This is a genomic window from Actinosynnema sp. NPDC004786 (genome assembly GCF_053601135.1).
On record NZ_JBSGBG010000025.1, the window covers coordinates 51,685 to 75,651 of the forward strand.

Annotated in this window: 9 protein-coding genes; all 9 read left to right on the top strand. The window is 76.4% G+C overall.

What is annotated here, in order from left to right; genetic code table 11:
• Window position 1 precedes the first annotated feature (1 nt).
• The 9 genes from ACWEFJ_RS22645 to ACWEFJ_RS22685 are packed head-to-tail and all read left to right on the top strand — an operon-like array spanning window position 2 to window position 23,924.
• Complete coding sequence (locus tag ACWEFJ_RS22645; protein ID WP_449714939.1) at window positions 2-1,789, top strand: carbamoyltransferase family protein; 1,788 nt, start codon at window positions 2-4, stop codon at window positions 1,787-1,789.
• The gene (locus ACWEFJ_RS22650; protein WP_449714940.1) at window positions 1,782-5,123 is read left to right on the top strand and encodes a non-ribosomal peptide synthetase; all 3,342 of its coding nucleotides are present in this window, start codon (window positions 1,782-1,784) and stop codon (window positions 5,121-5,123) included. The genes ACWEFJ_RS22645 and ACWEFJ_RS22650 overlap by 8 nt, the downstream gene beginning before the upstream one ends.
• A gap of 37 nt (window positions 5,124-5,160) precedes the next feature.
• On the top strand, window positions 5,161-5,370 hold the full coding sequence (locus ACWEFJ_RS22655; RefSeq protein WP_378094617.1) for an MbtH family protein: 210 nt from the start codon (window positions 5,161-5,163) through the stop codon (window positions 5,368-5,370).
• A 49-nt stretch (window positions 5,371-5,419) separates the two neighbouring features.
• Window positions 5,420-6,736: an MFS transporter gene (locus ACWEFJ_RS22660; RefSeq protein ID WP_449714941.1), complete on the top strand. Its 1,317-nt coding sequence runs from the start codon at window positions 5,420-5,422 to the stop codon at window positions 6,734-6,736.
• A gap of 13 nt (window positions 6,737-6,749) precedes the next feature.
• Window positions 6,750-7,553, top strand: a complete 804-nt coding sequence (locus ACWEFJ_RS22665; protein WP_449714942.1) for a thioesterase II family protein — start codon at window positions 6,750-6,752, stop codon at window positions 7,551-7,553.
• Window positions 7,554-7,589: 36 nt separating this feature from the next.
• Complete coding sequence (locus ACWEFJ_RS22670) at window positions 7,590-8,762, top strand: class-II aminoacyl-tRNA synthetase family protein (RefSeq protein WP_378094623.1); 1,173 nt, start codon at window positions 7,590-7,592, stop codon at window positions 8,760-8,762.
• A 48-nt stretch (window positions 8,763-8,810) separates the two neighbouring features.
• Window positions 8,811-9,011 carry a hypothetical protein gene (locus tag ACWEFJ_RS22675; protein WP_449714943.1) on the top strand — a complete coding sequence of 67 codons (201 nt, stop codon included), beginning with the start codon at window positions 8,811-8,813 and terminating at the stop codon, window positions 9,009-9,011.
• Between the two features lie 32 nt (window positions 9,012-9,043).
• Complete coding sequence (locus tag ACWEFJ_RS22680; protein ID WP_449714944.1) at window positions 9,044-10,210, top strand: cytochrome P450; 1,167 nt, start codon at window positions 9,044-9,046, stop codon at window positions 10,208-10,210.
• A gap of 43 nt (window positions 10,211-10,253) precedes the next feature.
• A complete protein-coding gene (locus ACWEFJ_RS22685; protein ID WP_449714945.1) occupies window positions 10,254-23,924 on the top strand; it encodes an SDR family NAD(P)-dependent oxidoreductase in 13,671 nt (4,556 codons plus the stop codon).
• Window positions 23,925-23,967 lie beyond the last annotated feature (43 nt).

The following is a 23,967-nucleotide window of genomic DNA, read 5'->3' on the forward strand; positions in this document are numbered from 1 at the left end:
CGTGCTGGTCCTCGGTATCAGTGGACTCGATCGGGCCGCCGCGCTCAAGAAGCAGATGATGCCCGGCCTCGACTGGCGCGAGCAGCGCCTGGTGCAGGGCCTGGACTCGGCCGCCGCGCTGGTGGACGAGAACGGCGTCATCGCGGCCTCCGCGCAGGAGCGGCACGACGGCGACAAGGGCACCGGCGCGTTCCCCGCGGACGCCGTCGAGGCGTGCCTGCGCATCGCCGGCGCGACGATGGACGACGTCGACCTCGTCGCGCACGGCTTCCGCTACGAGCCGTCGCCCGCCTTCGAGCTGGACGGCTTCCTGCGCCGCTGGTACCAGGAGGTCTACCGCGAGGAGGTCCAGCGCGAGGTGCTGGCCGCGCACTACCCGGACCAGGACTGGGCGCGCAAGCTCGTCCGGGTCCCGCACCACCTGGCGCACGCGGCGAGCAGCTACCACCTCAGCGGGTTCGACGACGCGCTGGTGCTGGTGGCCGACGGCATGGGCGAAGCGGAGTCGACCTCCCTGTTCCGGGGGCGCGGCGGCACGCTGGAGACCCTGCGCACGTACCCGATCGGCAGCTCGCTCGGCATCCTCTACAGCGTCGTCACCCAGTACCTCGGCTTCCTGCCCGGCATGGACGAGTACAAGGTGATGGGGCTCGCGCCCTACGGCGACCCCGGCGCGTTCCCCGGCGTCGAGCTGGTCGTCCGGCGGCCGGGCGGCGCGCTGTCCGTGCCGCTGCTGGCCCGGGACCGCACGCCCGAGGAGCGCGAGACCCACAGCGGCGCGATCCGCGCCCTGGAGGAGGTCTTCGGCCCGGCCCGCCACCCCGACGCCCCCGTCACCCAGCGGCACATGGACATCGCGTCGGTCCTGCAGCGGGCGATCGAGGAGGGGTTGCTGTTCGTGCTGACCGAGGGGGTGGCCGGCGCGGACGCGCCCCGGCGGCTGTGCATGGCGGGCGGTGTCGCGCTCAACTGCACGGCCAACGGCCTGATCAGCCGCAGCGGCCTGTTCGACCGGGTCTTCGTGCAGCCCGCGGCGGGCGACGACGGCACCGCCCTCGGCGCGGCCCTGCACGTGCTGCGCGAGCACGTGCCCGCGTCGCCCCGGCCGATGGGCATGCCGTACTGGGGCGAGGAGTTCGGCGACGCCGACATCGAGGCGGCGCTGGGCGCCCTCGGCCCCGGGCACCAGGTGCGCCACCTGCCCGGCGACGCGCTGCTCAAGGAGACCTCCGTGCTGATCGGCTCCGGCGCGGTCGTCGCCTGGTACCAGGGGCGCATGGAGTTCGGGCCGCGGGCGCTGGGCAACCGCAGCATCCTGGCCGACCCCACCGCGCCGGACATGCGGGCGCACCTGAACACGGTGGTCAAGCAGCGCGAGGAGTTCCGGCCGTTCGCGCCCGCGGTGCCCGTCGAGGACGCGGGCGAGTACTTCGAGATCGAGCCCGGCCGCGAGGCCCAGTACCGGCACATGCTGTTCGTGACCCAGGTGCGCGAGAAGTACCGCGACCTGCTGCCGTCCATCACGCACGTCGACGGCTCGGCCCGGGTCCAGGTCGTGGACCGGGAGTCCGCGCCGCGCTTCCACGCCCTGATCCGGCGGTTCGGCGACGACCACGGCACCCCGGTCATCCTCAACACCTCGTTCAACCTGCGCGGCCAGCCGATCGTCCGCACGCCGCTGGAAGCCGTCGCCACCTACGCGCGCTCCACCATGGACGCGCTGGCGATCGGCGACTGGCTCGTCGTGCGCGACCCCGCGACGGCCGGGACCGGGGGCTCGGATGACTGAGCACCCCGACGGCCTGCGCGACGCCCTCGCCGGGATCTGGTGCGCCACGCTCGGCGTCGACCACGTCGACCCGGGTGACGACTTCTTCGCGGCGGGCGGCGACTCCGGCATGGCCGTGGAGACCGCGATCAGCCTGCGCGCCCTCACCGGCGCGGAGCTGGACCTGGACCTGCTGTACCAGTACCCGGAGTTCGGCCGGCTGCTCGCGTTCCTGGCCGACCCCCGGCCGGGGCGCGAGGAGCGGCCGCTGACCCCGGCCGAGGAACGGCTCTGGTTCGCCGAGCGGCTGCACCCCGGCACGCCCCAGTACCACCTGGCCGCGCTCTACCGGTTCACCGGCCGCATCGACATCCCGCGGCTGCGGACCGCGCTGGACGCCCTGGTCGCCCGCCACGACGCCCTGCGCCGCGGCTTCGAGGCGCCGGGCCGGGCGGTCACGGCGGCCAACGCGGGCGTGTCGTGCCGCTGGCTGGACGCCGTCGGCCTGCCCGAGGACACCCTGCGCGCCCTGATCGACGAGCACGCCCGCCGCCCGTTCGACCTGGCCGACCCGCCGCTGCTGCGCGCGCTGGCCGTCGAACGCGGCGACGAGGGCGACCTGCTGCTGCTCACCGTGCACCACCTGGTGTGCGACGGCGCGTCGCTGGCGATCCTGGAGGACGACCTGGGCCGCCTCTACACCGAAGGCGTCCCCGACTCCCCGGCCACCGCGCCGCGCGCCGACGCCGGCGCCGCGCCGTCCCGGCTGGTCGACCCGGACGAGTCCCGCGCCTACTGGCGGCGCGTGCTGGCCGGGTGCCCGCGCGGCATCGCCCTGCCGCACGACCTGCCGCGCCCGGCCGTGCCGGGCAGCGACGGCGACGTGCACCAGCTCGTCTGCGAGGACGACCTCCTGGCGGGCATGGCCGACCTGATCGCCCAGGAACGGCTCAGCCCGTTCATGACCTGGATCGTCGCCTACGCGGCCGGGCTGGCCGCGCTGACCGGCGAGCGCGACCTGGTGATCGGCATCGCCGCCTCGTCCCGCACCGCGGCGCACCGCGGCGAGATCGGGATGTTCGTGGACCCGGTGCCGCTGCGGCTGACCCTCCCGGAGGGGATCACCGCCCGCGACCTGGCCCAGCAGGTCCGCCGCGCGATGGCCGAGGCGTTGGCGCACCGGGGCGTGCCGTTCCAGACCATCGTGGAGGACCTGGGCCTCGGCGGCGACCCGTCCCGCGCGCCGCTCGTGCAGGCCGGCCTGACCTACCTCGACGCCTCGGGCTGCGCGCTGCGGCTGGACGGCCTGTCGGCCGCCCGCGAGCTGCTGCCGACCGGGACCGCCAAGTACGAGCTGCTCTGGTCGGTGACCCGGCAGGCGAACCGCACGATCGCCGAGTTCGAGTACCAGAGCGCGCTGTTCTCCACCGAGAAGGCCGCCGACCTGCACGCGAGCCTGATGGCCGACGCGCGGGCGGCGTTCGCCCGCCCCGACGCTCCGCTGCGCATCCCGGACCGCCCCCGTGACGCCGCGTCGACCGCGGCCGGCGCCGGACGGGCCGCGGCGGGCACGCGGCGGCCACTGCCCGAGCTGATCCGCGAGCGGGTGGCGGAACGGCCGGACGCGCCGGCCGTGCGGCACCGCGACGTCGAGCTGACCTACCGGCAGCTCGACGAGCGCGCGGTCGCCATCGCCACCGGCCTGCGCGCCGCCGGGCTGCGCCGCGGCGACGTGGTCGCCGTCCCGGTGGCGCGCTCGCTGGACTCGGTGACCGCCTACCTGGGCATCTTCTACGCCGGCTGCGCCTACCTGCCGCTGGACCCCGACCAGCCCGCGGACCGGCTCCGCACCGCGGTGCGGGGGGTGGCGGACGCGGCGATCGTCACCGGCGACGCGCCGCCGCTGCCGCCGGAACTGCCCGTGCTGCCGCTCCGGCGGCTGCTCGACCACGCGGGCGGCGACCCCGACCCGGAGGTGCCGGTGCGGGTGGTCGGCGAGGACGCCGCCTACCTGATCTCCACCTCCGGCTCCACCGGCCGGCCCAAGACCGTGGTCGTGCCGCACCGCGGGATCAGCCGCCTGGTGCCCGACGCCGAGGGCATCGCCTACCACGCCACCGACCGCGTCTCCCACCTGTGCAACCCGGCGTTCGACGCCTCGATCCTGGAGCTGTGGGGCGCGCTGGGCTCCGGCGCGGTGCTGGTGGTGGGCGACAAGCAGGACGCCCTGTCCCCGGCGCGGCTGAGGGCCTTCCTGCAACGCGAGCGCATCACCGTCCTAGGCCTGCCCACCGCGCTGCTCCACACCGTGATCGACTTCGCCCCGGCCGCGATGCGCGACGTGCGGTTGCTGATGTTCGGCGGCGAGAAGGCCGACGAGCAGCGCCTGGCCCGCCTGCTGGCCGACCGGCCGCCGGCCCGCGTGGTCAACGTCTACGGCCCGACCGAGAACACCACGGTCAGCACCCTGCAACGGGTCACCCCGGCCGACCTCGACCCCGGCCCGCTGCCGATCGGCCGCGCCGTCACCGGCTCGACCGCCTACGCGCTCGGGCCGGACGGCGAACTCGTGCCGCCCGGCGTCGAGGGCGAGCTGTACGTCGGGGGAGAGGGCCTGGCGCTCGGCTACCACGGCGACCCCGCGCTCACCGCGGCCTCGTTCGTGCCCGACCCGTTCGACCCCGACGGCGGCGGCCGCCTCTACCGCACCGGCGACCGGGTGCGGCCCCTGCCCGACGGGTCGTTCCGGTTCGTCGGCCGCACCGACGACCAGGTCAAGGTCCGCGGCTTCCGGGTGGAGCTGGGCGAGATCGAGCACGCGTTGCGCGCCCTGCCGGGCGTCACCGACGCGGTCGCCTTCGCCCGCCCCACCGCCGACAGCGCCGAGCTGCTGGCCTGCGTCACGGTCGAGGAGGGCACTTCCGACACCGCCGGGCTCGCCGACCGCCTGCGCGCGACCCTGCCCGACTACATGATCCCGGCCGTCGTCGTCACCGACCGGATGCCGCTCAACGCGAACGGCAAGGTGGACCGCGCCGCGCTGCTGGCCGCGCTGCCCGACCGGGTCCCGTCGCCGGAGTCCGCCGGACCGGACCCGGCGCGGCCGGCGGACCCGGTCACCGAGGCGGTCACCGCGCTGTGGTGCGAATCCCTCGGCACGACCCACGCCCGCCCGGACGACAGCTTCGTCGCGCACGGCGGCCACTCCATCAAGGCGCTCAAGCTGCTGGCCCGCGTGGACGAGGCGTTGGGCGTGGCGGTGGACCTGGCCGACTTCCTGGCCGAACCCACCCTGCGCCGGCTCGTCACCGCGGTCGCCCGCGACCGCGAGCCGACCGGCCCCACCCCCGGCTGATCACCGAACCACCCGAACCACACCGAAAGGACCCGCCATGACCGAGTCGACCGCCACCGCGGACCAGTACGACGTCGTCGTCAACGACGAGGAGCAGTTCTCCATCTGGCCGGTGGGCCGTCCCGTGCCGGCCGGGTGGAACGCGGTCGGCGTGAACGGCACCCGCGAGGCGTGCCTGGAGCACATCGACCGGGTGTGGACCGACATGCGGCCCAAGAGCCTGCGCCTGGCCATGGGCGAGAACTGACCGACCATCGGGCCGGTCCGGTCGCACCGGCGGCACGGAGGGGATTCTCATGTGGACGCTTCTGCGCGGCAACCCGCGCTTCCGCAGGTTGTTCATCTGCGGGACGGTGACGAGCTTCGGTGAGACGGCCGTCTACCTCTCGCTCGCCATCTGGGTGAAGGACCTGACCGGGTCCAACGCCGCCGCGGGCGCGGTCTTCCTCGCCCTGACCGTGCCCGGCCTGTTCGCGCCGCTGCTCGGCCACGTCGTGGACCGGGTCAGCCGGCGGCGGCTGATGATCGGCATGGACCTCGGCATGGCCGCCGTGTTCCTGGCGCTGCTCGCGGTGCGCGGCGTCGAGGACGTGTGGATCGTCTACGTGGTCACCTTCCTCTACGGCGTGTACTCCGCGAGCCCCGCGTCGTCGGCGCTGCTGAAGGACGTCCTGCCCTCCGAGGACGCGGCCACGGCGCGGTCGCTGATCCTGGCCGTGGGCCAGGGCGTGCGCATCGTGTCCCCGGCGATCGGGGCCGGCGTGTACGTGGCGTTCGGCGGCGGGGCGCTCGCCCTGCTCGGCACCGGCACGTTCGTGCTGGCCGCCGTGCTGCTGATCACCATCCAGGTGACCGAGTCCGAGCCGGAGCCCGCCGGCGAGCCGCTGCGCAAGGCCGTGGTCGCCGGGTTCCGCTTCGTGCGCGGGGTGCCGTTGCTGCTGCGCCTCTCGCTCACGGTGGTGGCGTTCATGGCCGTGGTCGGCCTGCTGGAGACCGCGATCTTCGCCGCCAACGAGGGCCTGGGCCAACCGGCCGCGTTCCTGGGCGTGATCACGTCGTTCCAGGGCGGCGGCTCGGTCGCGGGCGGGCTGCTCGCGGGCGGCGTGGTGAAGCGGTGGGGCGAGATCCGGTCCACCTGCGCCGGTTACGCGCTGATCGCCGCCGGCCTGCTGCTGTGCCTGCTGCCGGGCGTGCCGTTCTTCCTGGCCGGCGTGATCCTGTTCGGGCTGGGCCTGCCGTTCGTGATGGTCGGCCTGGGCACCGCGCTGCACCTCTACACCCCCGCCCGCATGCAGGGCCGGGCCAACGCGGCGGTCAGCAGCGTCACCGACGCCGTGCAGGCGGTGTCCATCGCGGCGGGCGCGGCGCTGATCGGCGTCCTGGGCTACCAGGCCATGTACGCGATCATGGCGGCCGTCGCGGTGCTGTGCGCGGCCTCGCTGGTCGTGCGACGCCTGCCGGTGCCCGAGGTCGCCAAGTCCGTGGCGGACCAGGACGACGAGAGCGCGGACGACACGCCGGGCGTGCCCCGGGGGGTCGCGGTCACCGACGGCGTCGCCGTGGCCGAAGCCGCCGACGCCGGTCCGGGCCCCGAACCGAAGCTCAACCGGTAGGGGAGGAGGAACCGTGCACCCCACCGCACCCCGCCCGCGCGCCGGCGGCTGGATCGTCGGCCCGCCCGCCGGGCGACCGCCCGCCCTGCGGCTGTTCTGCCTGCCGCACGTCGGCGGCGCGGCCTCGGCCTACGAGCCGTGGCGCGGCGCGCTCGGCGAGGACGTCGAGGTCTGCCCCGTCGAGCTGCCCGGTCGGCAGACCCGGCTGCGGGAGCGGCCCGTCGACCGCCTCGGTCCGCTGGTGGACGCGCTCGCCTCGGCGCTCGGGGACGAGCTGGACGTGCCGTACGCGGTGTTCGGCCACAGCCTGGGCGCGCTCGTCGCGTTCGAGCTGGCCCGGGAACTGCGCCGGCGCGGCGCGGGGGAGCCGCGGGTGCTGTTCGCCTCCGGCGGCGCGGCGCCCCGGCTGCCGAGGCTGCGGCGACCGGTGCACGACGCGCCGGACGACCGGGTGATCGCCCTGCTCAAGACCCTGGGCGGGCTGCCGGACGACGTGCTGGACGAGCCGGAGCTGCTGCGGCTGTTCCTGCCGACGATCCGGGCGGACTTCGCGGTGTTCGAGACCTACGGGTACCGGCCCGAGCCGCCGCTCGCCTGCCCGGTGGTGGTGTTCACCGGCCGTGAGGACGTCGAGGTGCCCCCCGCCCGGGTCGCGCCCTGGTCGGCCGAGAGCACCGGCCCGTTCGCCTCGCACGTGCTGCCCGGCGGCCACTTCTTCGTCCACACCGCGCGGCCGGCGCTGCTGGACCTGGTCCGCGCCGCGCTGGCCGAGCACGCGCCGCGCCCGCTGGACGCCCACGGAGCCACCCACCAGTAAGTGCCCCGCACGGGCGCACGCGGAGGAGTCACCCAGATGCCGGACTATTCGATCACCCTCTCCCCGGAGGTCCCCGGGAGCATGGCGGAGGAGCTGGCCAAGCGCGTCTACTACGCCGCGGCCGAGATCCACCGGTTCAGCCTCGTGCGCGGACCGGGCGGCGAGGTGCGGGAGGTCGAGGTCTCCACCGCGGACGGCGCCGACCCGGACGAGATCGGCCGCAAGCTGAACCTGGTGGTGCGGCGGGACGTGCTGCCCCAGGGCGAGGTCGCGGACGTGCCGGTGGTGTGGCAGTCCATGGCGATGCCGCGCCCGTCGCGCGTCACCTTCGCCGACGTCGAGGACGCCGGGCTGGTGACCCGCATGGGCGACGGCGCCTACGCGGCGAGCGGCGCGCTGGCGCGGCTGCTGTCCGCGCTGGACGAGCGGGTCCGGGCGCTCGCCGTCGACCGGTTCGGCGCGGTCGAGAACCACTACCCGGCGCTGATCCCCACCGACGTGCTGCACAGGGCCGGCTACTTCGACTCGTTCCCGCAGTTCCTCATGACCGCGGGCCGGTTCCACTCCGACGCCGACGTGTACCAGGGGTTCGCGGCGCAGTTCGAGGCGGCCGACGACAAGGCGGCGTTCATGGACGGCCGCACCGGGCACACCGGCTACTGCCTGTCGCCCACGGTCTGCTACCACACCTACCACCAGCTCGCCGGGACGCGGCTGCCCGCCGAGGGCCGCGTGCTCACCGCCTCCGGCAAGATCTTCCGCTTCGAGTCCCGCTACCACCGCACGCTGGAGCGGCTGTGGGACTTCACCATGCGCGAGGTGGTGTTCCTCGGCAGCCGCGGCGCGGTCGCCGAGCTGCGGCAGGCCCTCGTGGACGCGGTGTGCGCGCTCGTGGACGACCTCCGGCTCGCCGGCCACCTGGAGGTGGCGAACGACCCGTTCTTCAGCAACGGCGCGACCGCCAAGCGGGTCATGGTGCAGCGGGCCCTGAAGATGAAGTACGAGCTGCAGATGCCGGTGGTCGAGGACCGGACGATCGCGGTCGGCTCGTTCAACCTGCACGGCGCCAAGTTCGGCGAGGCGTTCGGCATCACCACGCCGGACGGCTCGCCCGCGCACTCCGGCTGCATCGGCATCGGGATGGAGCGGATCGCCTACGCCTTCCTGTGCCGCCACGGCATCGACCCGTCCGGCTGGCCGGAGATCTGAGGCGCACACCCCCGCGCCCACGCCGATCACGTCATGGAGGACCCCGACATGGTGCACCCAGCGTCCCGGAGAGCACGCACGTCCGCGCGGACGGCGGGCAACGGCCCGACCGTGCCGTTCGTCGTGGCCGGGGTCCACGGCGCGATCGACCTCGCGGCCGGGATCCCCGGCCGTCCGGGGACCTCCGGGCCGCCGGTGGAGGCCGCCGCGCCGGCGCGGCGCGAAGCCGAACGCCGCACCACGGCATGACCGCGAACACCGCAGCGGAGAGGAGCACGCGAGTGGGACAGGAGCACGGTGTCGACCACCTGGGGCCGCTCCCCGCGTTCATGGCGCCGGGTGACGGCGGCGTCATCCCGATCGTCACCCCGGTGGGGGACAAGATGTGGCTGGTCCGCGACTACGCGCTGGGCCGCCGGCTGCTCGCGGACCAGCGGTTCAGCCGGGCGGAGGCGACCCGGCCGCACGCGCCCCGGTTCAACGACGCCCAGCCCGCCGCGGACGCGTTGATGAGCATGGACGGCGCCGAGCACGCCCGGCTGCGGCGGATCGTGAGCGGCGCGTTCAGCACCCGGCGGGTCGCCGCGCTGACCGCGTCCGTCGAACGCCTCGCCGACGACCTGCTGGACGCGCTGGCCGCGGCCGGGCCGGGCGCGGACCTGGTCGAGGGCCTGGCCAACCCGCTGCCGATGTCGGTGCTGTGCTCGATGCTCGGCGTGCCGGCCGAGGACGCGCCGGCGTTCCGCGACCGGGTCGAGGTGCTGTTCGACATCTCCGCGAGCACGCCCAGGGAGAAGTCCGGGCGTCGCCTGGAACTGGTCGAGTACATGGGCGAGCTGATCGCGCGCAAGCGGCGGGCCGACGACGAGGACCTGCTGACCGACCTCATCGCCGCGCAGGACGAGGGCAGGCTGTCCCCGGGCGAGCTGCTGACCCTGGGCCTGACCCTGCTGATGGCCGGGTACGAGACCACGGTCGGCCAGATCGCCCTGTCGGTCCTCGCGCTGCTGTCCGAACCCGGCGCGTGGGAGAACGCGCGGGACCGGCCGGACCTGCTCGACCCGCTGGTGGACGACCTGCTGCGGCTCACGCCCTCGACGCCGCTGAGCTTCCCGAGGGTGGCCGTCGAGCCGGTGCAGCTCGGGGCCGTCACCGTCCAGGCCGGCGAGGCGGTGGTCGTCTCGCTGCTGCACGGCAACCGCGACCCCGGGACCTGGGCGCGGCCGGACCGGCTGAGCCCGGAGGAGCACGGCGAGGTGCACCTGACATTCGGGCACGGCGTGCACCGCTGCCTCGGCGCGCCGTTGGCCAGGCTGCAACTGCGGATCGTCCTGCAACGCCTGCTCGCGCGCTTCCCCGCGCTGCGCGTCGCGCCCGGACCGGAGTCGGTCGTCTGGAAGGAAGGGCTGTCGATCCGCGGCCTGGCCCGGCTGCGGGTGCGGTGGTAGCGCACCCCGCGCCGGACGACCGAAGCGAGTGAGGAGTCAAGCCGTGAACACGCCCCACGTCCCCCAGCAGTCGGCCGTCGCCGTCGTCGGTTTCGCGTGCCGCTTCCCCCGTGCCGCCGGCCCGGCCGAGTTCTGGCGGTTGCTGGCGGACGGGGCGAGCGCCATCGGCGACGCGCCGAGCGGCCGGTGGGAGGGCGTCCCGGGGCCGCGGCGCGGCGGGTTCCTCGAGTCGGTCGGGGAGTTCGACGCGGAGTTCTTCGGCATCTCGCCCCGTGAGGCGGCGGCGATGGACCCCCAGCAGCGGCTCGTGCTCGAACTGGTGTGGGAGGCCGTCGAGGACGCGGGCGTGCCGCCGGAGGCGTTGCGCGCCACCCGCACCTCGGTGCACGTGGGCGCGTTGCGCGACGACTACGCGGCGCTGGTCCACCAGCGCGGCGGGGACGCCGTCACCCAGCACACCATGACCGGCGTCAACCGGGCGATCATCGCCAACCGGGTCTCCTACCACCTGGGGCTGCGCGGGCCGAGCGTGTCGGTGGACACCGCGCAGTCGTCGTCGCTGACCGCCGTCCACCTGGCCTGCGCCGGGCTGCGCGGCGGCGAGGCGGACCTGGCCATCGCCGCCGGCGTGAACCTGAACCTGCTGCCCGGCAACGTGGTGGCGGAGCAGCGCTTCGGCGCGTTGTCGCCGGACGGCGCCACCTACGCGCTGGACGCCAGGGCCAACGGCTTCGTGCCGGGCGAGGGCGGCGGCGTGGTGGTGCTCAAGCCGCTGGACCGGGCGCTGGCCGACGGCGACCGGGTGCACGGCGTGATCCTCGGCAGTGCGCTGAACAACGACGGCGCGACGCCGGGCCTGACCGTGCCCAGCGCGGACGCGCAGCAGGCCGTGCTGCGGGAGGCTTGCGCGAAGGCCGGGGTCGCCGCCGACGCGGTGCAGTACGTCGAGCTGCACGGCACCGGCACCCCGGTGGGCGACCCGATCGAGGCCGCCGCCCTGGGCGCCGCGCTCGGCGCGGGCCGGGCCGCCGGTGAGCGGCTGCGGGTGGGGTCGGTCAAGACGAACATCGGCCACCTGGAGAGCGCGGCCGGCATCGCCGGGCTGATCAAGGTCCTGCTGAGCATCCGCCACCGCACCCTCCCGGCCAGCCTGAACTTCGACACCCCCAACCCCCGGATCCCGCTGGACCGGCTGGGCCTGGAGGTGCAACGGGAGCGGACCGCCTGGCCGCACGACGACCGCCCGCTGGTGGCCGGGGTCAGCTCGTTCGGCATGGGCGGCACCAACTGCCACGTCGTGGTGGGCGAACCGCCTCCGGCCGGCGGCGACGCGAGGGCCGTCGAACGGCCGGCGTCGGCGCACGCTGCGACCGAACCGGCGACGCTCGGCCCGCAGGCGTCGGAGCCCATCGCGGGCGGCTCGGCGGCAGGGCAGCCCCCGGCGGTTCCGGGCGCGGGCCGACCCGAGTCCGCGGTGCCGGCGGCAGGGCAGCCCTCGGCGGAACCGGCGGTTCCGGGCGCGGGCCGGGCCGAGTCCGCGGTGCCGGCGGCGGGGCGTCCCCCGGCCGAGCCGGCGGCTTCCGGCGCGGGACCTGCCGTCCTGGTGTGGCCGGTGTCCGGGCACACGCCGGCGGCGCTGCGGGCGCAGGCGGAGCGGTTGCGGGAGTTCGTGGTCCGGCACCCCGAGCACTCGGCGGACGCCGTCGGTCGGGCGCTCGTCACCACCCGTGCGACGTTCGACCACCGCGCCACCGTCGTCGCGACCGACCGCGCCGGCCTCCTGGACGGCCTCGCCGCGATCGCGGCGGGCACGCCGGCGGCCGGTGTCGTGTCCGGCGTGGCCGAACCCGGACGGCTCGGGTTCGTGTTCACCGGGCAGGGCGCGCAGCGCGCGGGCATGGGCGCCGGCCTGTACGCCGCCTTCCCCCGCTACGCCGAGGCGTTCGACGCGGTCGCCGCGGAACTCGACCCCCACCTGCCCCGACCCCTCGCCGACGTGATCGCCGAAGGCGGCGCGGAACTCGACCGCACCGGCTACACCCAGCCCGCCCTGTTCGCGGTCGAGGTCGCGTTGTTCCGGCTCCTCGAATCCTGGGGCCTGCGCCCGGACCACGTCGCCGGCCACTCGATCGGCGAGATCGGCGCCGCGCACGTCGCCGGCGTGCTCACGCTGCCCGACGCGGCCCGCCTGGTCGTCGCCCGGTCCCAGCTGATGCAGGCCCTGCCGGAGGGCGGGGCCATGGTCGCCGTGCAGGCGACCGAGGACGAACTGCTCGACCTGCTGCACGCCGAACCGGACCTGGCCGTGGCCGCCGTCAACGGCCCCGACGCCGCGGTGGTCTCCGGTGACGAACAGGCCGCGCTCCGCGTCGCCGCCGCACTCGCCGCACGCGGCCGCAAGACGAAGCGGCTCGACGTCAGCCACGCCTTCCACTCGCCGCGCATGGACCCGATGCTCGACGCGTTCCGCACCACCGCCGCCACCCTGGCCTACGCCCCGCCGACCATCCCGGTCGTCTCCACGGTGACCGGCCGGGTGGCCACCGCCGACCAGCTCACCTCGCCCGACTACTGGGCCGAGCAGGTCCGCCGCCCGGTGCGCTTCCTCGACGCCGTCCGCACGCTGGCCGCCGAGGGCGTCACCACCCTGCTGGAACTGGGACCGGACGGCGTCCTCTCGGCGCACGCGCCCGCCGGGGTCGTGGCCGCGCCGCTGCTGCGCGCCGACCGCCCGGACGTCACGGTGGCGGTGGAGGCGGTGGCCCGCGCCCACGTGCGGGGCCACGCGGTCGACTGGACGGCGGTGCCGGGCGACCACCCGACCCCGGCCCGCGTCGAGCTGCCCACCTACGCCTTCCAGCGCCGGCACCACTGGTTCGACGCGGAGACCACCACCCGCCCGGCGGGAACGCCCCACGACGCCGGACAACTGGTCCGCGCCCACATCGCCGCCGTGCTCGGCAGCGGTCCGGGCGAGCGGGTCGCCGAGCACAAGACGTTCACCGACCTGGGGTTCAGCTCGCTGATGGCCACCGAGCTGCGCACCGCCCTGGCCGCCGCCACCGGCCTGCCGCTGCCCGGCGGACTCCTGTTCTCCTGCCCCACGCCCGCCGCGCTGACCGCGTTCCTCGCGGCCGAGTTGACCGGAGCCACGCCCGAGACCCGCCCCGTGGCCCGCGCCCGGGAGGACGACCCGGTGGCGATCGTGGGGATGGCGTGCCGCTTCCCCGGCGGGGTCGCCTCGCCGGAGGACCTGTGGCGGCTGGTGGCCGACGAGGTGGACGCGGTGGGCGACTTCCCCGCCGACCGCGGCTGGGACCCCGGCCTGTTCGACCCCGACCCCGGCAAGCCGGGCCGCAGCACCGTGCGGCACGGCGGGTTCCTGCGCGACGCCGGCGGGTTCGACGCCGCGTTCTTCGGCATCTCGCCGCGCGAGGCCGAGGCGATGGACCCGCAGCAGCGGCTGCTGCTGGAGACGGCCTGGGAGGCGGTCGAGCGGGCCGGGGTCGACCCGCGCTCGTTGCAGGGCACGTCCACCGGCGTCTTCGTCGGCGCGACGGCCCTGGAGTACGGGCCGCGGATGGCCGAGGCGTCCCGGCACGCGCACGGGCACGTGCTCACCGGCACGACCACCAGCGTCGCGTCCGGCCGCATCGCCTACCAGCTCGGCCTGCACGGGCCGGCGATCACCGTCGACACGGCGTGCTCGTCGTCGCTGGTGGCGCTGCACCTGGCCGTCCGGTCGCTGCGGTCGGGGGAGTGCGACCTCGCCCTGGCGGGCGGCGTCACGGTGATGTCCACGCCCGGCATGTTCGTGGAGTTCTCGCGGCAGCGCGGGTTGGCCCCGGACGGCCGCTGCAAGTCGTTCGGCGCGGGGGCGGACGGCACGGGTTGGTCCGAGGGCGTGGGCCTGGTCCTGGTCGAACGGCTGTCCGACGCGCTGCGGCAGGGCCACCGGGTGCTGGCCCTGGTCCAGGGCAGCGCGGTCAACCAGGACGGCGCGTCCAACGGCCTCACCGCGCCCAACGGCCGCGCCCAGGAAGCGGTGATCCGCACCGCCCTGGCCGACGCGGGCCTCGCACCGTCCGATGTGGACGTGGTGGAGGCGCACGGCACCGGCACCGTGCTGGGCGACCCGATCGAGGCCGAGGCGCTGGCCGCGGTGTACGGCGACAGGCCCGCGGATCGGCCGCTGTTCGTCGGTTCGCTGAAGTCCAACATCGGCCACGCGCAGGCCGCCGCGGGGATCGGCGGCGTGATCAAGGTGGTCGGCGCGTTGCGCACCGGCGAGCTGCCGCGCTCCCTGCACGCCGACGAACCCACCCCGAGGGTGGACTGGGACGCGGGCCGCCTGGCGCTGCTGCGCCGCGCGCGGCCGTGGCCCGAGGTCGACCGGCCGAGGCGGGCGGGCGTGTCCTCGTTCGGGATCAGCGGGACGAACGCCCACGTCATCCTGGAGCAGGCCCCGGAGCAGGCACCGGACCCCCGGACCGGCGACGCGCCCGGCACACCCGTCCCGTGGGTGCTGCACGCCCGCAGCGGGACCGCGCTGCGCGCCCAGGCCGCCCGACTGCGCGCCCACCTCGACACGTCCGGCGCGGACGCCGCCGACATCGGCCTCGCCCTGGCCACCACGCGCACCGCGTTCGAGCACCGCGCGGTGGTCGTCGGCCGCGACGCCACCGACCTGCGCGCCGGCCTGGACGCCCTGGCCGCCGGGCTCGACGCGCCGACCGTGCACCGGGGTTCGGCGGCCGACGCGGGCCGCACCGCCTTCCTGTTCACCGGCCAGGGCGCGCAACGCGTCGGCATGGGCCGCCGGCTGCACGCGGCGCACCCCGTCTTCGCCGCCGCGTTCGACGAGGTCTGCGCCGCCTTCGACGGCCTGCTCGACGTGCCGCTGCGGGACGTGGTGTTCGCCGAACCGGGCACCGACCACGCCGACCTGCTGCACCGCACCTCCTACACCCAGCCCGCCCTGTTCGCCGTCGAAACGGCGCTCGTCCGGCTGCTGGCGCACCACGGCGCCGTCCCCGACCTGCTGGCCGGGCACTCGATCGGCGAGGTCGGCGCGGCCCACGCCGCCGGTGTGCTGTCGCTGACCGACGCGGCCCGGCTCGTCGCGGCCCGCGGCAGGCTGATGCAGGCGGCCCCGGCCGGCGGCGCGATGATCGCGATCGAGGCCGAGCCGGACGAGGTGCGGGACTCGCTGGACCGCCTGTCGATCGCCGCCGTCAACGGCCGCCGCTCGGTGGTGGTCTCCGGTGACGCGGACGAGGCCGAACGCGTCGCCGCGCGGTGGCGCGAGGCCGGCCGCCGGGTGCGCCGCCTCACCGTCAGCCACGCGTTCCACTCGCCCCACATGGACGGCGTGCTCGCGGAGTTCCGCGCCGTCGTCGCCGGGCTCGACCTCCGCGCGCCCACCATCCCGATCATCTCCACCGTCACCGGTGAGCGCGCCACCGCCGACCGGATGACCTCGCCCGACTACTGGGCGCGGCAGATCCGCGACACCGTCCGGTTCGCCGACGCGGTGCGCACGCTCGCCGCGCTGGACGCCACGGTGTTCCTCGAGATCGGCCCGGACGCCGTCCTCGCCCCGGCGGCCGCGGGCCTGCTGGACGACGGCGTCACGGTCGTGCCGCTGCTGCGCGCGGGCCACGACGAGGTGGAGACGTTCGGCGCGGGCCTGGCCACGGCGTACGCGCACGGCGCGCCGTTGCGCGCGGACACCTTCTTCCCCCGCGCGACCCCGGCCCCGCTGCCCACGTACCCGTTCCAGCGCGAGCGCTTCTGGCACGTGCCGGCCGCGCGGACCGACGCCCGCGCGTTGGGCCTCGACCCGGCCGACCACCCGCTGCTGACCGGTGTGCTGGACCGCGCCGACGGCGTCGCCGACGTGCTCACCGGCCGGATCTCGGCGTCCGAGCACGCCTGGCTCGCCGACCACGCGATCGGCGGCGCCACCCTCGTGCCCGCCACGGCGCTGCTCGACCTGGCCGCCGCCGCGGGTGACCGGCTCGGCGTCCCCCGGGTCGGGGAGCTGACCCTGGAGACGCCGCTCGACCTGTCCGCGCACGCCTCCCTGCGGCTCCAGGTGGTGGTCGCCGAGGCGGACGCGCACGGCCGCCGCGCCTTCACCGTCCACGCCCGCCCGGACACCGGGGAGACGTGGACCCGCCACGCCACGGGGATCCTCGACCCGGCCGGCGACCCGACCGGCGCCTCCGACCCCTGGCCGCCCGCGGACGCGACGCCCGAACCCGTTGACGACGCCTACGCGCGCCTGGCCGAGCGCGGCTACCACTACGGCCCGGCCTTCCAGGGCCTGCGCGCGCTGTGGCGGTCCGGCACGTCCACGTTCGCCGAGATCGCCCTGCCCGAGCCGCTGCGCGCGGACGCCGACCGCTACCGCGTGCACCCGGCCCTGCTGGACGCCGCGCTGCACGCGCTGGTGCTGCACGCCGAGGCCCCGGACGACCGGATCCTGCTGCCGTTCAGCTGGAACGACGTGACCCTGCACGCGACCGGCGCGACCGGGCTGCGGGTCCGCAGCACGCCGAACGACGACGGCACCACGACCCTGGAGCTGGCCGACCCCGGCGGCGCGCCCGTGGCCACCATCCGGTCGCTGGCCCTGCGCCCCGTGCCCCGGGCCCGCCTCGGCACGGCCGGCGTGGCCGACGCGCTGTTCACGGTCGAGTGGCCGGTCGTCACCCCGGCCGAACCCGCCACCGCCGCCATCACCCCGGCCGAACCCGCCGCCACCGCCGGATCCGCCGCCACCGCCGCCACCTCCGGGACTGCCGGGACTGCCGGGACCGCCGTGACCACCGCCGCCGCTGGCGTCGACGTCGTGACCATCCGCGCCGACCGGCCCGACGCGATCCGCCACGTGCTGCACCGGGTCCGGGAAGGGCTGGCCGGGGACCGCACGCTGCTCGTGGTCACCCACAACGCGGTCGCGGCCCGTCCCACCGACGAGATCGACCTCGACACCGCCGGCGTCTGGGGACTCGTCCGCTCCGTGCAGTCCGAGCACCCCGGCCGGGTGCTGCTCGCCGACACCGACGACCCGGCGGCCGACGTCCTGGCCGCCGTCGCCGCGGGGGAGCCCCAGGTGGCGATCCGGGACGGCGCGATCCACGTCCCCCGCCTCGTCCGCCGCCGCCCGGCCACCACACCCGCGCCCCGGCTCGACCCCGCCGGCACGGTGCTGATCACCGGCGGCACCGGCGGCCTCGGCGCGCTCCTGGCACACCACCTGGTCACCGCGCACGGCGTGCGGCACCTGCTGCTGGTCAGCCGGAGCGGTGGGGCCGCGCCCGGCGCGGACCGGCTCACCGCCGAGCTGACCGGGCTGGGCGCGACGGTGACCACCGCCGCCGTGGACGTCGCGGACCGCGACGCGGTGGCCGCACTGCTCGCCGGCGTCCCCGCCGAGCACCCGTTGACGGCCGTGGTGCACGCCGCGGGCGTCCTGGCCGACGCAACGGTCGACACGCTGACCGACCGGCAGCTCGCCGACGTGCTGCGCCCCAAGGCCGACGCCGCCCGCGTCCTGCACGAGCTGACCGCGGACCTCGACCTGACCGCGTTCGTCCTGTTCTCCTCGGTGTCCGGCATCGTCGGCGCCGCGGGCCAGGCCAACTACGCCGCCGCCAACACCGTGCTCGACGCCCTCGCCCACCACCGCGCCTCCCGCGGCCTGCCCGGCGTCTCGCTGGCCTGGGGCCTGTGGGACGGCAGCCACGGCATGGGCTCCCGGCTGACCGGCGCGGACCTCGACCGGTGGGACCGGGCCGGTGTCCGGCCGCTGACCCCCGACCAGGGCCTCGCCCTGTTCGACGCCGCCCTCGCCACCGGCGACCCGCTCGTGGTGCCCGCCGCCCTGTCGCCGGCCCGGCTCGGGCGCGCCGGCACGCCGGTCCCGCACCTGTACCGGGCGCTCGTCCGCACCCCGGCCCCGGCACCGCCCGGCGGGTGGGCAGGCCGGGTCGCGGCACTGACCGGGTCCGCCCGGTCCGACGCCGTGCTGGACCTGGTCCGCGCCGAGACCGCGGCCGTGCTGGGTCACCCGGACGGGAGCACGGTCGACCCGCGACGCACCTTCAACGACCTCGGCCTCGACTCGATGGCGGGCGTGGACCTGCGCAACCGGCTGGGCACGGCCACCGGCCTGCGGCTCGCCGCCACCGCGATCTTCGACCACCCCACGCCGACCCGGCTGGCCGCGCACCTGCTGTCCCGCGTCACCGAGGAGACCCCGTCGCCGGCCGCCAGCCCCGCGACGCGGGCGCGGGAGGACGACCCGGTCGTGATCGTCGGGATGGCGTGCCGCTTCCCCGGCGGCGTGTCGTCGCCGGAGGAGCTGTGGCGGCTGGTCGCCGACGGGGTCGACGCGGTGGGGGAGTTCCCGACCAACCGCGGCTGGGACCTCGGCCGGCTGTACGACCCGGACCCGGAGCGGATCGGCACCTCCTACACCCGCGAAGGCGGGTTCCTGCACGACGCGGACCTGTTCGACCGCGAGCTGTTCGGTCTGTCCCCGCGCGAGGCCGCCGCCACCGACCCCCAGCAACGGCTGCTGCTGGAGACGGCCTGGGAGGCGTTCGAGAGCGCGGGCATCGACCCGGAGTCGTTGCGCGGCAGCAACACCGGGGTGATCACCGGCGCCATGTACGACGACTACGCGTCCCGGCTGCCCCGCACCCCCGGCGAGTTCGAGGGGTTCCTCCTCGCCGGCAACCTGTCCAGCGTCCTGTCCGGACGGCTGTCCTACACCTACGGCCTCCAGGGACCGGCGATCACCGTCGACACGGCGTGCTCGTCGTCGCTGGTGGCGCTGCACCTGGCCGTCCGGTCGCTGCGGTCGGGGGAGTGCGACCTGGTGCTCGCGGGCGGCGTGACCGTGATGAGCAGCCCGAACACCTTCGTCGAGTTCTCGCGGCAGCGCGGGTTGGCGCCGGACGGCCGCTGCAAGTCCTTCGGCGCGGGCGCGGACGGCACGGGCTGGTCCGAAGGCGTGGGCCTGGTCCTGGTCGAACGGCTGTCCGACGCCCGGCGTCGCGGTCACCGGGTGCTGGCGGTGCTGCGGGGGAGCGCGGTCAACCAGGACGGCGCGTCCAACGGCCTCACCGCGCCCAACGGCCCCGCGCAGGAAGCGGTGATCCGCGCGGCCCTGGCCGACGCGGGCCTCGCACCGTCCGATGTGGACGTGGTGGAGGCGCACGGCACCGGCACCGTGCTGGGCGACCCGATCGAGGCCGAGGCGCTGGCGGCGGTGTACGGCAAGGGCAGGCCCGCCGACCGCCCGCTGTTCGTCGGTTCGCTGAAGTCCAACATCGGCCACGCCCAGGCCGCCGCGGGGATCGGCGGCGTGATCAAGATGACGGCGGCCCTGGCGGCGGGTGTGCTGCCGCGCTCGCTGCACGCCGAGCCGCGGTCGCCGCACGTCGACTGGGACGCCAGTGGGCTGTCCGTGCTGTCCGCCCCACGGGAGTGGCCCGCCGTGGAGCGGCCCCGACGTGCCGGCGTGTCGTCGTTCGGCATCAGCGGCACCAACGCGCACCTCGTCCTGGAACAGGCGCCGGACGCCGACCAGGAACCCGCCGGGGTCGTGGGCGCGGTGCCGTGGCTCGTGACCGGGCGGACCGAGCAGGCCGTGCGCGCCCAGGCCGCCCGCCTCGCCCGGCACGTCGAAGCCCACCCGGAGCTGTCCGCCGCCGACATCGGCTACACGCTGGCCGCCGGCCGGGCCCTGCTCGACCACGGCGCCGCGGCCGTCGGCGCGGACCGCGCATCGCTGCTGCGTGGCCTCACGGCCATCGCCCGCGGCGACACCGCGCCCGGCCACCGCGACGGGGCGGCGAAGACGGCCTTCCTGTTCACCGGGCAGGGCAGCCAGCGGCCGGGCATGGGCGCGGACCTGTACGCGACGCACCCCGTGTTCGCGTCCGCGCTGGACGAGGTGTGCCGGCACCTGGACCCGCGCCTGCCCCGCCCGCTGCGGGAGGTGCTGTTCGCCGAGGCGGGCACGCCCGGGTCGGAGCTGCTGGCGCGGACGGAGTTCACCCAGGCCGCGCTGTTCGCCGTCGAGGTGGCGCTGTACCGGGTGTTCGAGCACTGCGGGATCACCCCGGACTTCCTGCTGGGCCACTCCGTCGGCGAGGTCGCGGCGGCGTGCGCGGCCGGCGTGCTGTCCCTGCCCGACGCGTGCGTGCTGGTCGCCGAGCGCGGCAGGTTGATGCAGGCGGCCCGCGCCGGCGGCTCCATGGTCGCGGTCGAGGCCGACGAGGAGGCGGTGCGGGACTCGCTCACGCCGCACGGCGGCCGGGTCGTCGTCGCGGCCGTCAACGGGCCGCGTGCCGTGGTGATCTCCGGTGACGCCGACGCGGCGGCGGAGGTCGCGGCGGCGTGGCGGGAGCGGGGTGTCCGCACCTCGGCCCTGTCGGTGTCGCACGCCTTCCACTCGCCGCACATGGACGAGGTGCTGGACCGGTTCCGCGCCGTCGTGCGCGGGTTGGCGTTCCACGCGCCGCGCATCCCCGTCGTCTCCAACCTGACCGGCGCGCCCGGCGCGGACCTGACCTCGCCCGACTACTGGGTGCGGCACGTGCGCGAGGCCGTGCGGTTCGCGGACGGCGTGCACCACCTCGCCGAAGCGGGCGTCACGACGTTCGTCGAGCTGGGCCCGGACGCGGTGCTGACCGCGCTGGCGCGGGAGTGCCTGGCCGGCCGCGCGGCGGAGTTCGTCCCGACCCTGCGCCGCAACCGGCCCGACGCCGAGGCCACCGCGCGGGCGCTCGCCGCGCTGCGGCTGCGCGGCGCCGACCCCGACTGGCGGGCCGTCTTCCCCGGCGCGCGGCTGGTGGCCCTGCCCACGTACGCGTTCCAGCGCGAGCGGTACTGGCTCCAGGCCGAGGAGGGCGCGGTCGACGCCGACGGGCTCGGCACGGGCCACCCGCTGCTGGGCACCGCGGTGCACCTCGCCGACCGGGACGTCCACGTCTTCACCGGACGGCCCGCCACGCACACCCACCCGTGGCTCGCCGAGCACGCGGTGGGCGGCGACGTCCTGCTCCCGGCGACCGCCGTGGTGGAGTTGGCCGCCTGCGCGGGCGGGCACGCCGGCACGCCGGAGGTCGCCGAGCTGACCCTCTCGTCGCCCCTGCTCCTGCCCGCCTCCGGCGCGGTCCAGGTCCAGGTCGTGGTGGGCGAGGCCGACGACGCCGGGCACCGCGGGTTCACCCTGCACGCGCGGCCCGACGACGGCCCGTGGACCCCGAACGCGACGGGCACGCTGGCCCCCGCGTCCGCCGACGCCGGCGAGTGGCTGACCTCCTGGCCGCCCGCCGACGCCGCCGAGGTGCCGCTGGACGGCCTCTACGACACCCTGGCGGACGCCGGGTACGGGTACGGGCCGGCCTTCCGCGGCCTGCGCCGGGTGTGGCGTGCCGGCGACGAGCTGTTCGCCGAGGTCGTCCTGCCCGAGCAGGTGCGGCCGGAGGCGCGCCGCTACGCCGTGCACCCCGCCCTGTTCGACGCGGCGCTGCACCCCCTGCTGCTCGACGCGGGCGTGGAGCCGCCTCGGGTGCCCTTCGCCTGGACCGGCGTGCGCACGCACGCCCGCGGTGCCGCCGTGCTCCGCGTCCGGCTCCGGGTGCGGGGCGACGAGGCGTCGCTGACGCTGGCGGACGGCACGGGAGCGCCCGTCGCCGAGGTCGGGTCGCTGCTGCTCCGACCGCTCGGACGCCGGGCTCCGCGCACCGACGGCCTGTTCCGCGTCGAGTGGGTCGGTGTCGACCTGCCCGCTTCGGACGCCGTTTCGGCGCACACCGACGACCTGACCGGGTTCTTCGCCTCGGTGGACGCCGGCGCGCCGGTCCCCGGGACGGTGGTGCTGGCCGCCGTCTCCGGTGAGGGCGACGTCCCCGTGGCGGCGCGCGTGGTGCTGGGCCGGACGTTGCGCGCGGTGCGGGCGTGGCTGGCCGACGAGCGGTGCGCCGGCTCGACGCTCGTCGTCGTGACGCGCGGCGCGCTGGCCACCGCCGGCGAGGACGTGACGGATGTGGCCGCCGCCGGTGTGTGGGGCCTGGTGCGCACGGCCCAGACCGAGAACCCCGGCCGGATCGTCCTGGCCGACCTGGACACCGACACCGTGCCCGCCGCGCTCGCCTCCCCGGGCGAACCACAGCTCGCCGTCCGCGCCGGCCGGGCGCTGGCACCCCGTCTCGTCCGGGCCGACACATCGCGCGAGGCGGTGCGTGACGGTCGGGCGCAGGTTCCGGCCGATACGTCGCCTGCGGCGGTCCGGGACGGTCGGGCGCAGGCGCCGGCCGACGCCTTGCCCGAGGCGGTGCGTGGCGGTCGGGCGCAGGTGTCGGCCGATGCGTCCCCCGAGGCCGTCCGATGGGACCGGGGCACGGTGCTGATCACCGGCGCGACCGGGGCGCTGGGCGCCGTCCTGGCCCGCCACCTGGTCGCCGCGCACGGGGCGCGCCGACTGCTGCTGGTCTCCCGGCGCGGCGCGGACGCGGCCGGAGCCGACCGGCTGGCCGCCGAACTCGCCGAGCTGGGCGCGGGAGTCTCCTTCGCGGCCTGCGACGTGGGCGACCGCGACGCGCTGGCGGCCGTGCTCGCCGCCGTCCCGGCCGAACACCCGCTCAGCGCGGTCGTGCACGCGGCGGGGGTGATCGACGACGCGGTGCTCACCGACCTGACCGAGCAGCGCCTCGACGCGCCCCTCGCCGCGAAGCTCGACGCCGCCTGGCACCTGCACGAGCTGACCCGGGACCTCGACCTGTCCGCGTTCGTGCTCTACTCCTCGGTCGCCGGCCTCCTCGGCACCGCGGGCCAAGCCGCCTACGCGGCCGCCAACAGCTTCCTCGACGCCCTCGCCCAGCACCGCACCGCGCTCGGCCTGCCCGCCCGGTCCCTGGCCTGGGGGCTGTGGGCGGAACGCGGTGAGCTGAGCGGCCACCTCGCCGAGACCGACCTGCGCCGGCTGGCCCGGATCGGCCTGCGGCCGCTGCCCACCGCCGACGCCCTCGCCCTGTTCGACGCCGCCGTCCCCGCCGGGGACGCCGTCCTGGCCGTCGCCCGCCTGGACACCGCCGCCCTCCGCGCGGGCGACCACCTGCCGCCACTGCTGACCGGCCTCGCGCCGCGGCCCCGCACCGCCACGTCCGACCCCGGCGCCACGGTCGCCGCCCTGCCCGAGACCGAGCGCGAGCGGGTGTTGACCGACCTGGTGCGCGGGCACGTGGCGACGGTCCTCGGCCACGGCGACCCCGCCGCGATCGCCGTCGACCGGCCGTTCCGCGACCTCGGCCTCGACTCGCTCACCGCGGTCGAGCTGCGCAACCTGATCGGCCGCGGCACCGGGCTGCGGCTGCCGCCGAGCCTGGTCTACGACCACCCCACGCCCGCCGCCGTGGTCGGGCACCTGCGCGAGCTGATCGCCGCCGGGACCACCGCCCCGGCGCGCGACTCGCTCGCCGCCCGGCTCGGCGACCTCACCACCGCCGTGCGGGAAGCGGCCGCGGACCCCGCCGGGTTCGAACGGGTCACCGCGGAACTGCGCGCCCTGCTCGACGCCGCCGAGGCCGCCGCGGGCCGACGCGCACCCCGCGACGAGGAGGCCGACCCTCGCGCACGCCTGGAGTCCGCGAGCGACGAGGAGCTGTTCGCCCTGGTCAACGACTTCACCTGACCCACGCGCCACCGACCACCGAACCCGGACGGGCAGCACGACG

Bases quoted from the DNA above. Each gene is read 5' to 3' on its own strand.
- ACWEFJ_RS22660 (WP_449714941.1), top strand. From the start codon at position 5,420: ATGTGGACGCTTCTGCGCGGCAACCCGCGCTTCCGCAGGTTGTTCATC.
- ACWEFJ_RS22670 (WP_378094623.1), top strand. From the start codon at position 7,590: ATGCCGGACTATTCGATCACCCTCTCCCCGGAGGTCCCCGGGAGCATG.
- ACWEFJ_RS22650 (WP_449714940.1), top strand. From the start codon at position 1,782: ATGACTGAGCACCCCGACGGCCTGCGCGACGCCCTCGCCGGGATCTGG.
- ACWEFJ_RS22655 (WP_378094617.1), top strand. From the start codon at position 5,161: ATGACCGAGTCGACCGCCACCGCGGACCAGTACGACGTCGTCGTCAAC.
- ACWEFJ_RS22675 (WP_449714943.1), top strand. From the start codon at position 8,811: ATGGTGCACCCAGCGTCCCGGAGAGCACGCACGTCCGCGCGGACGGCG.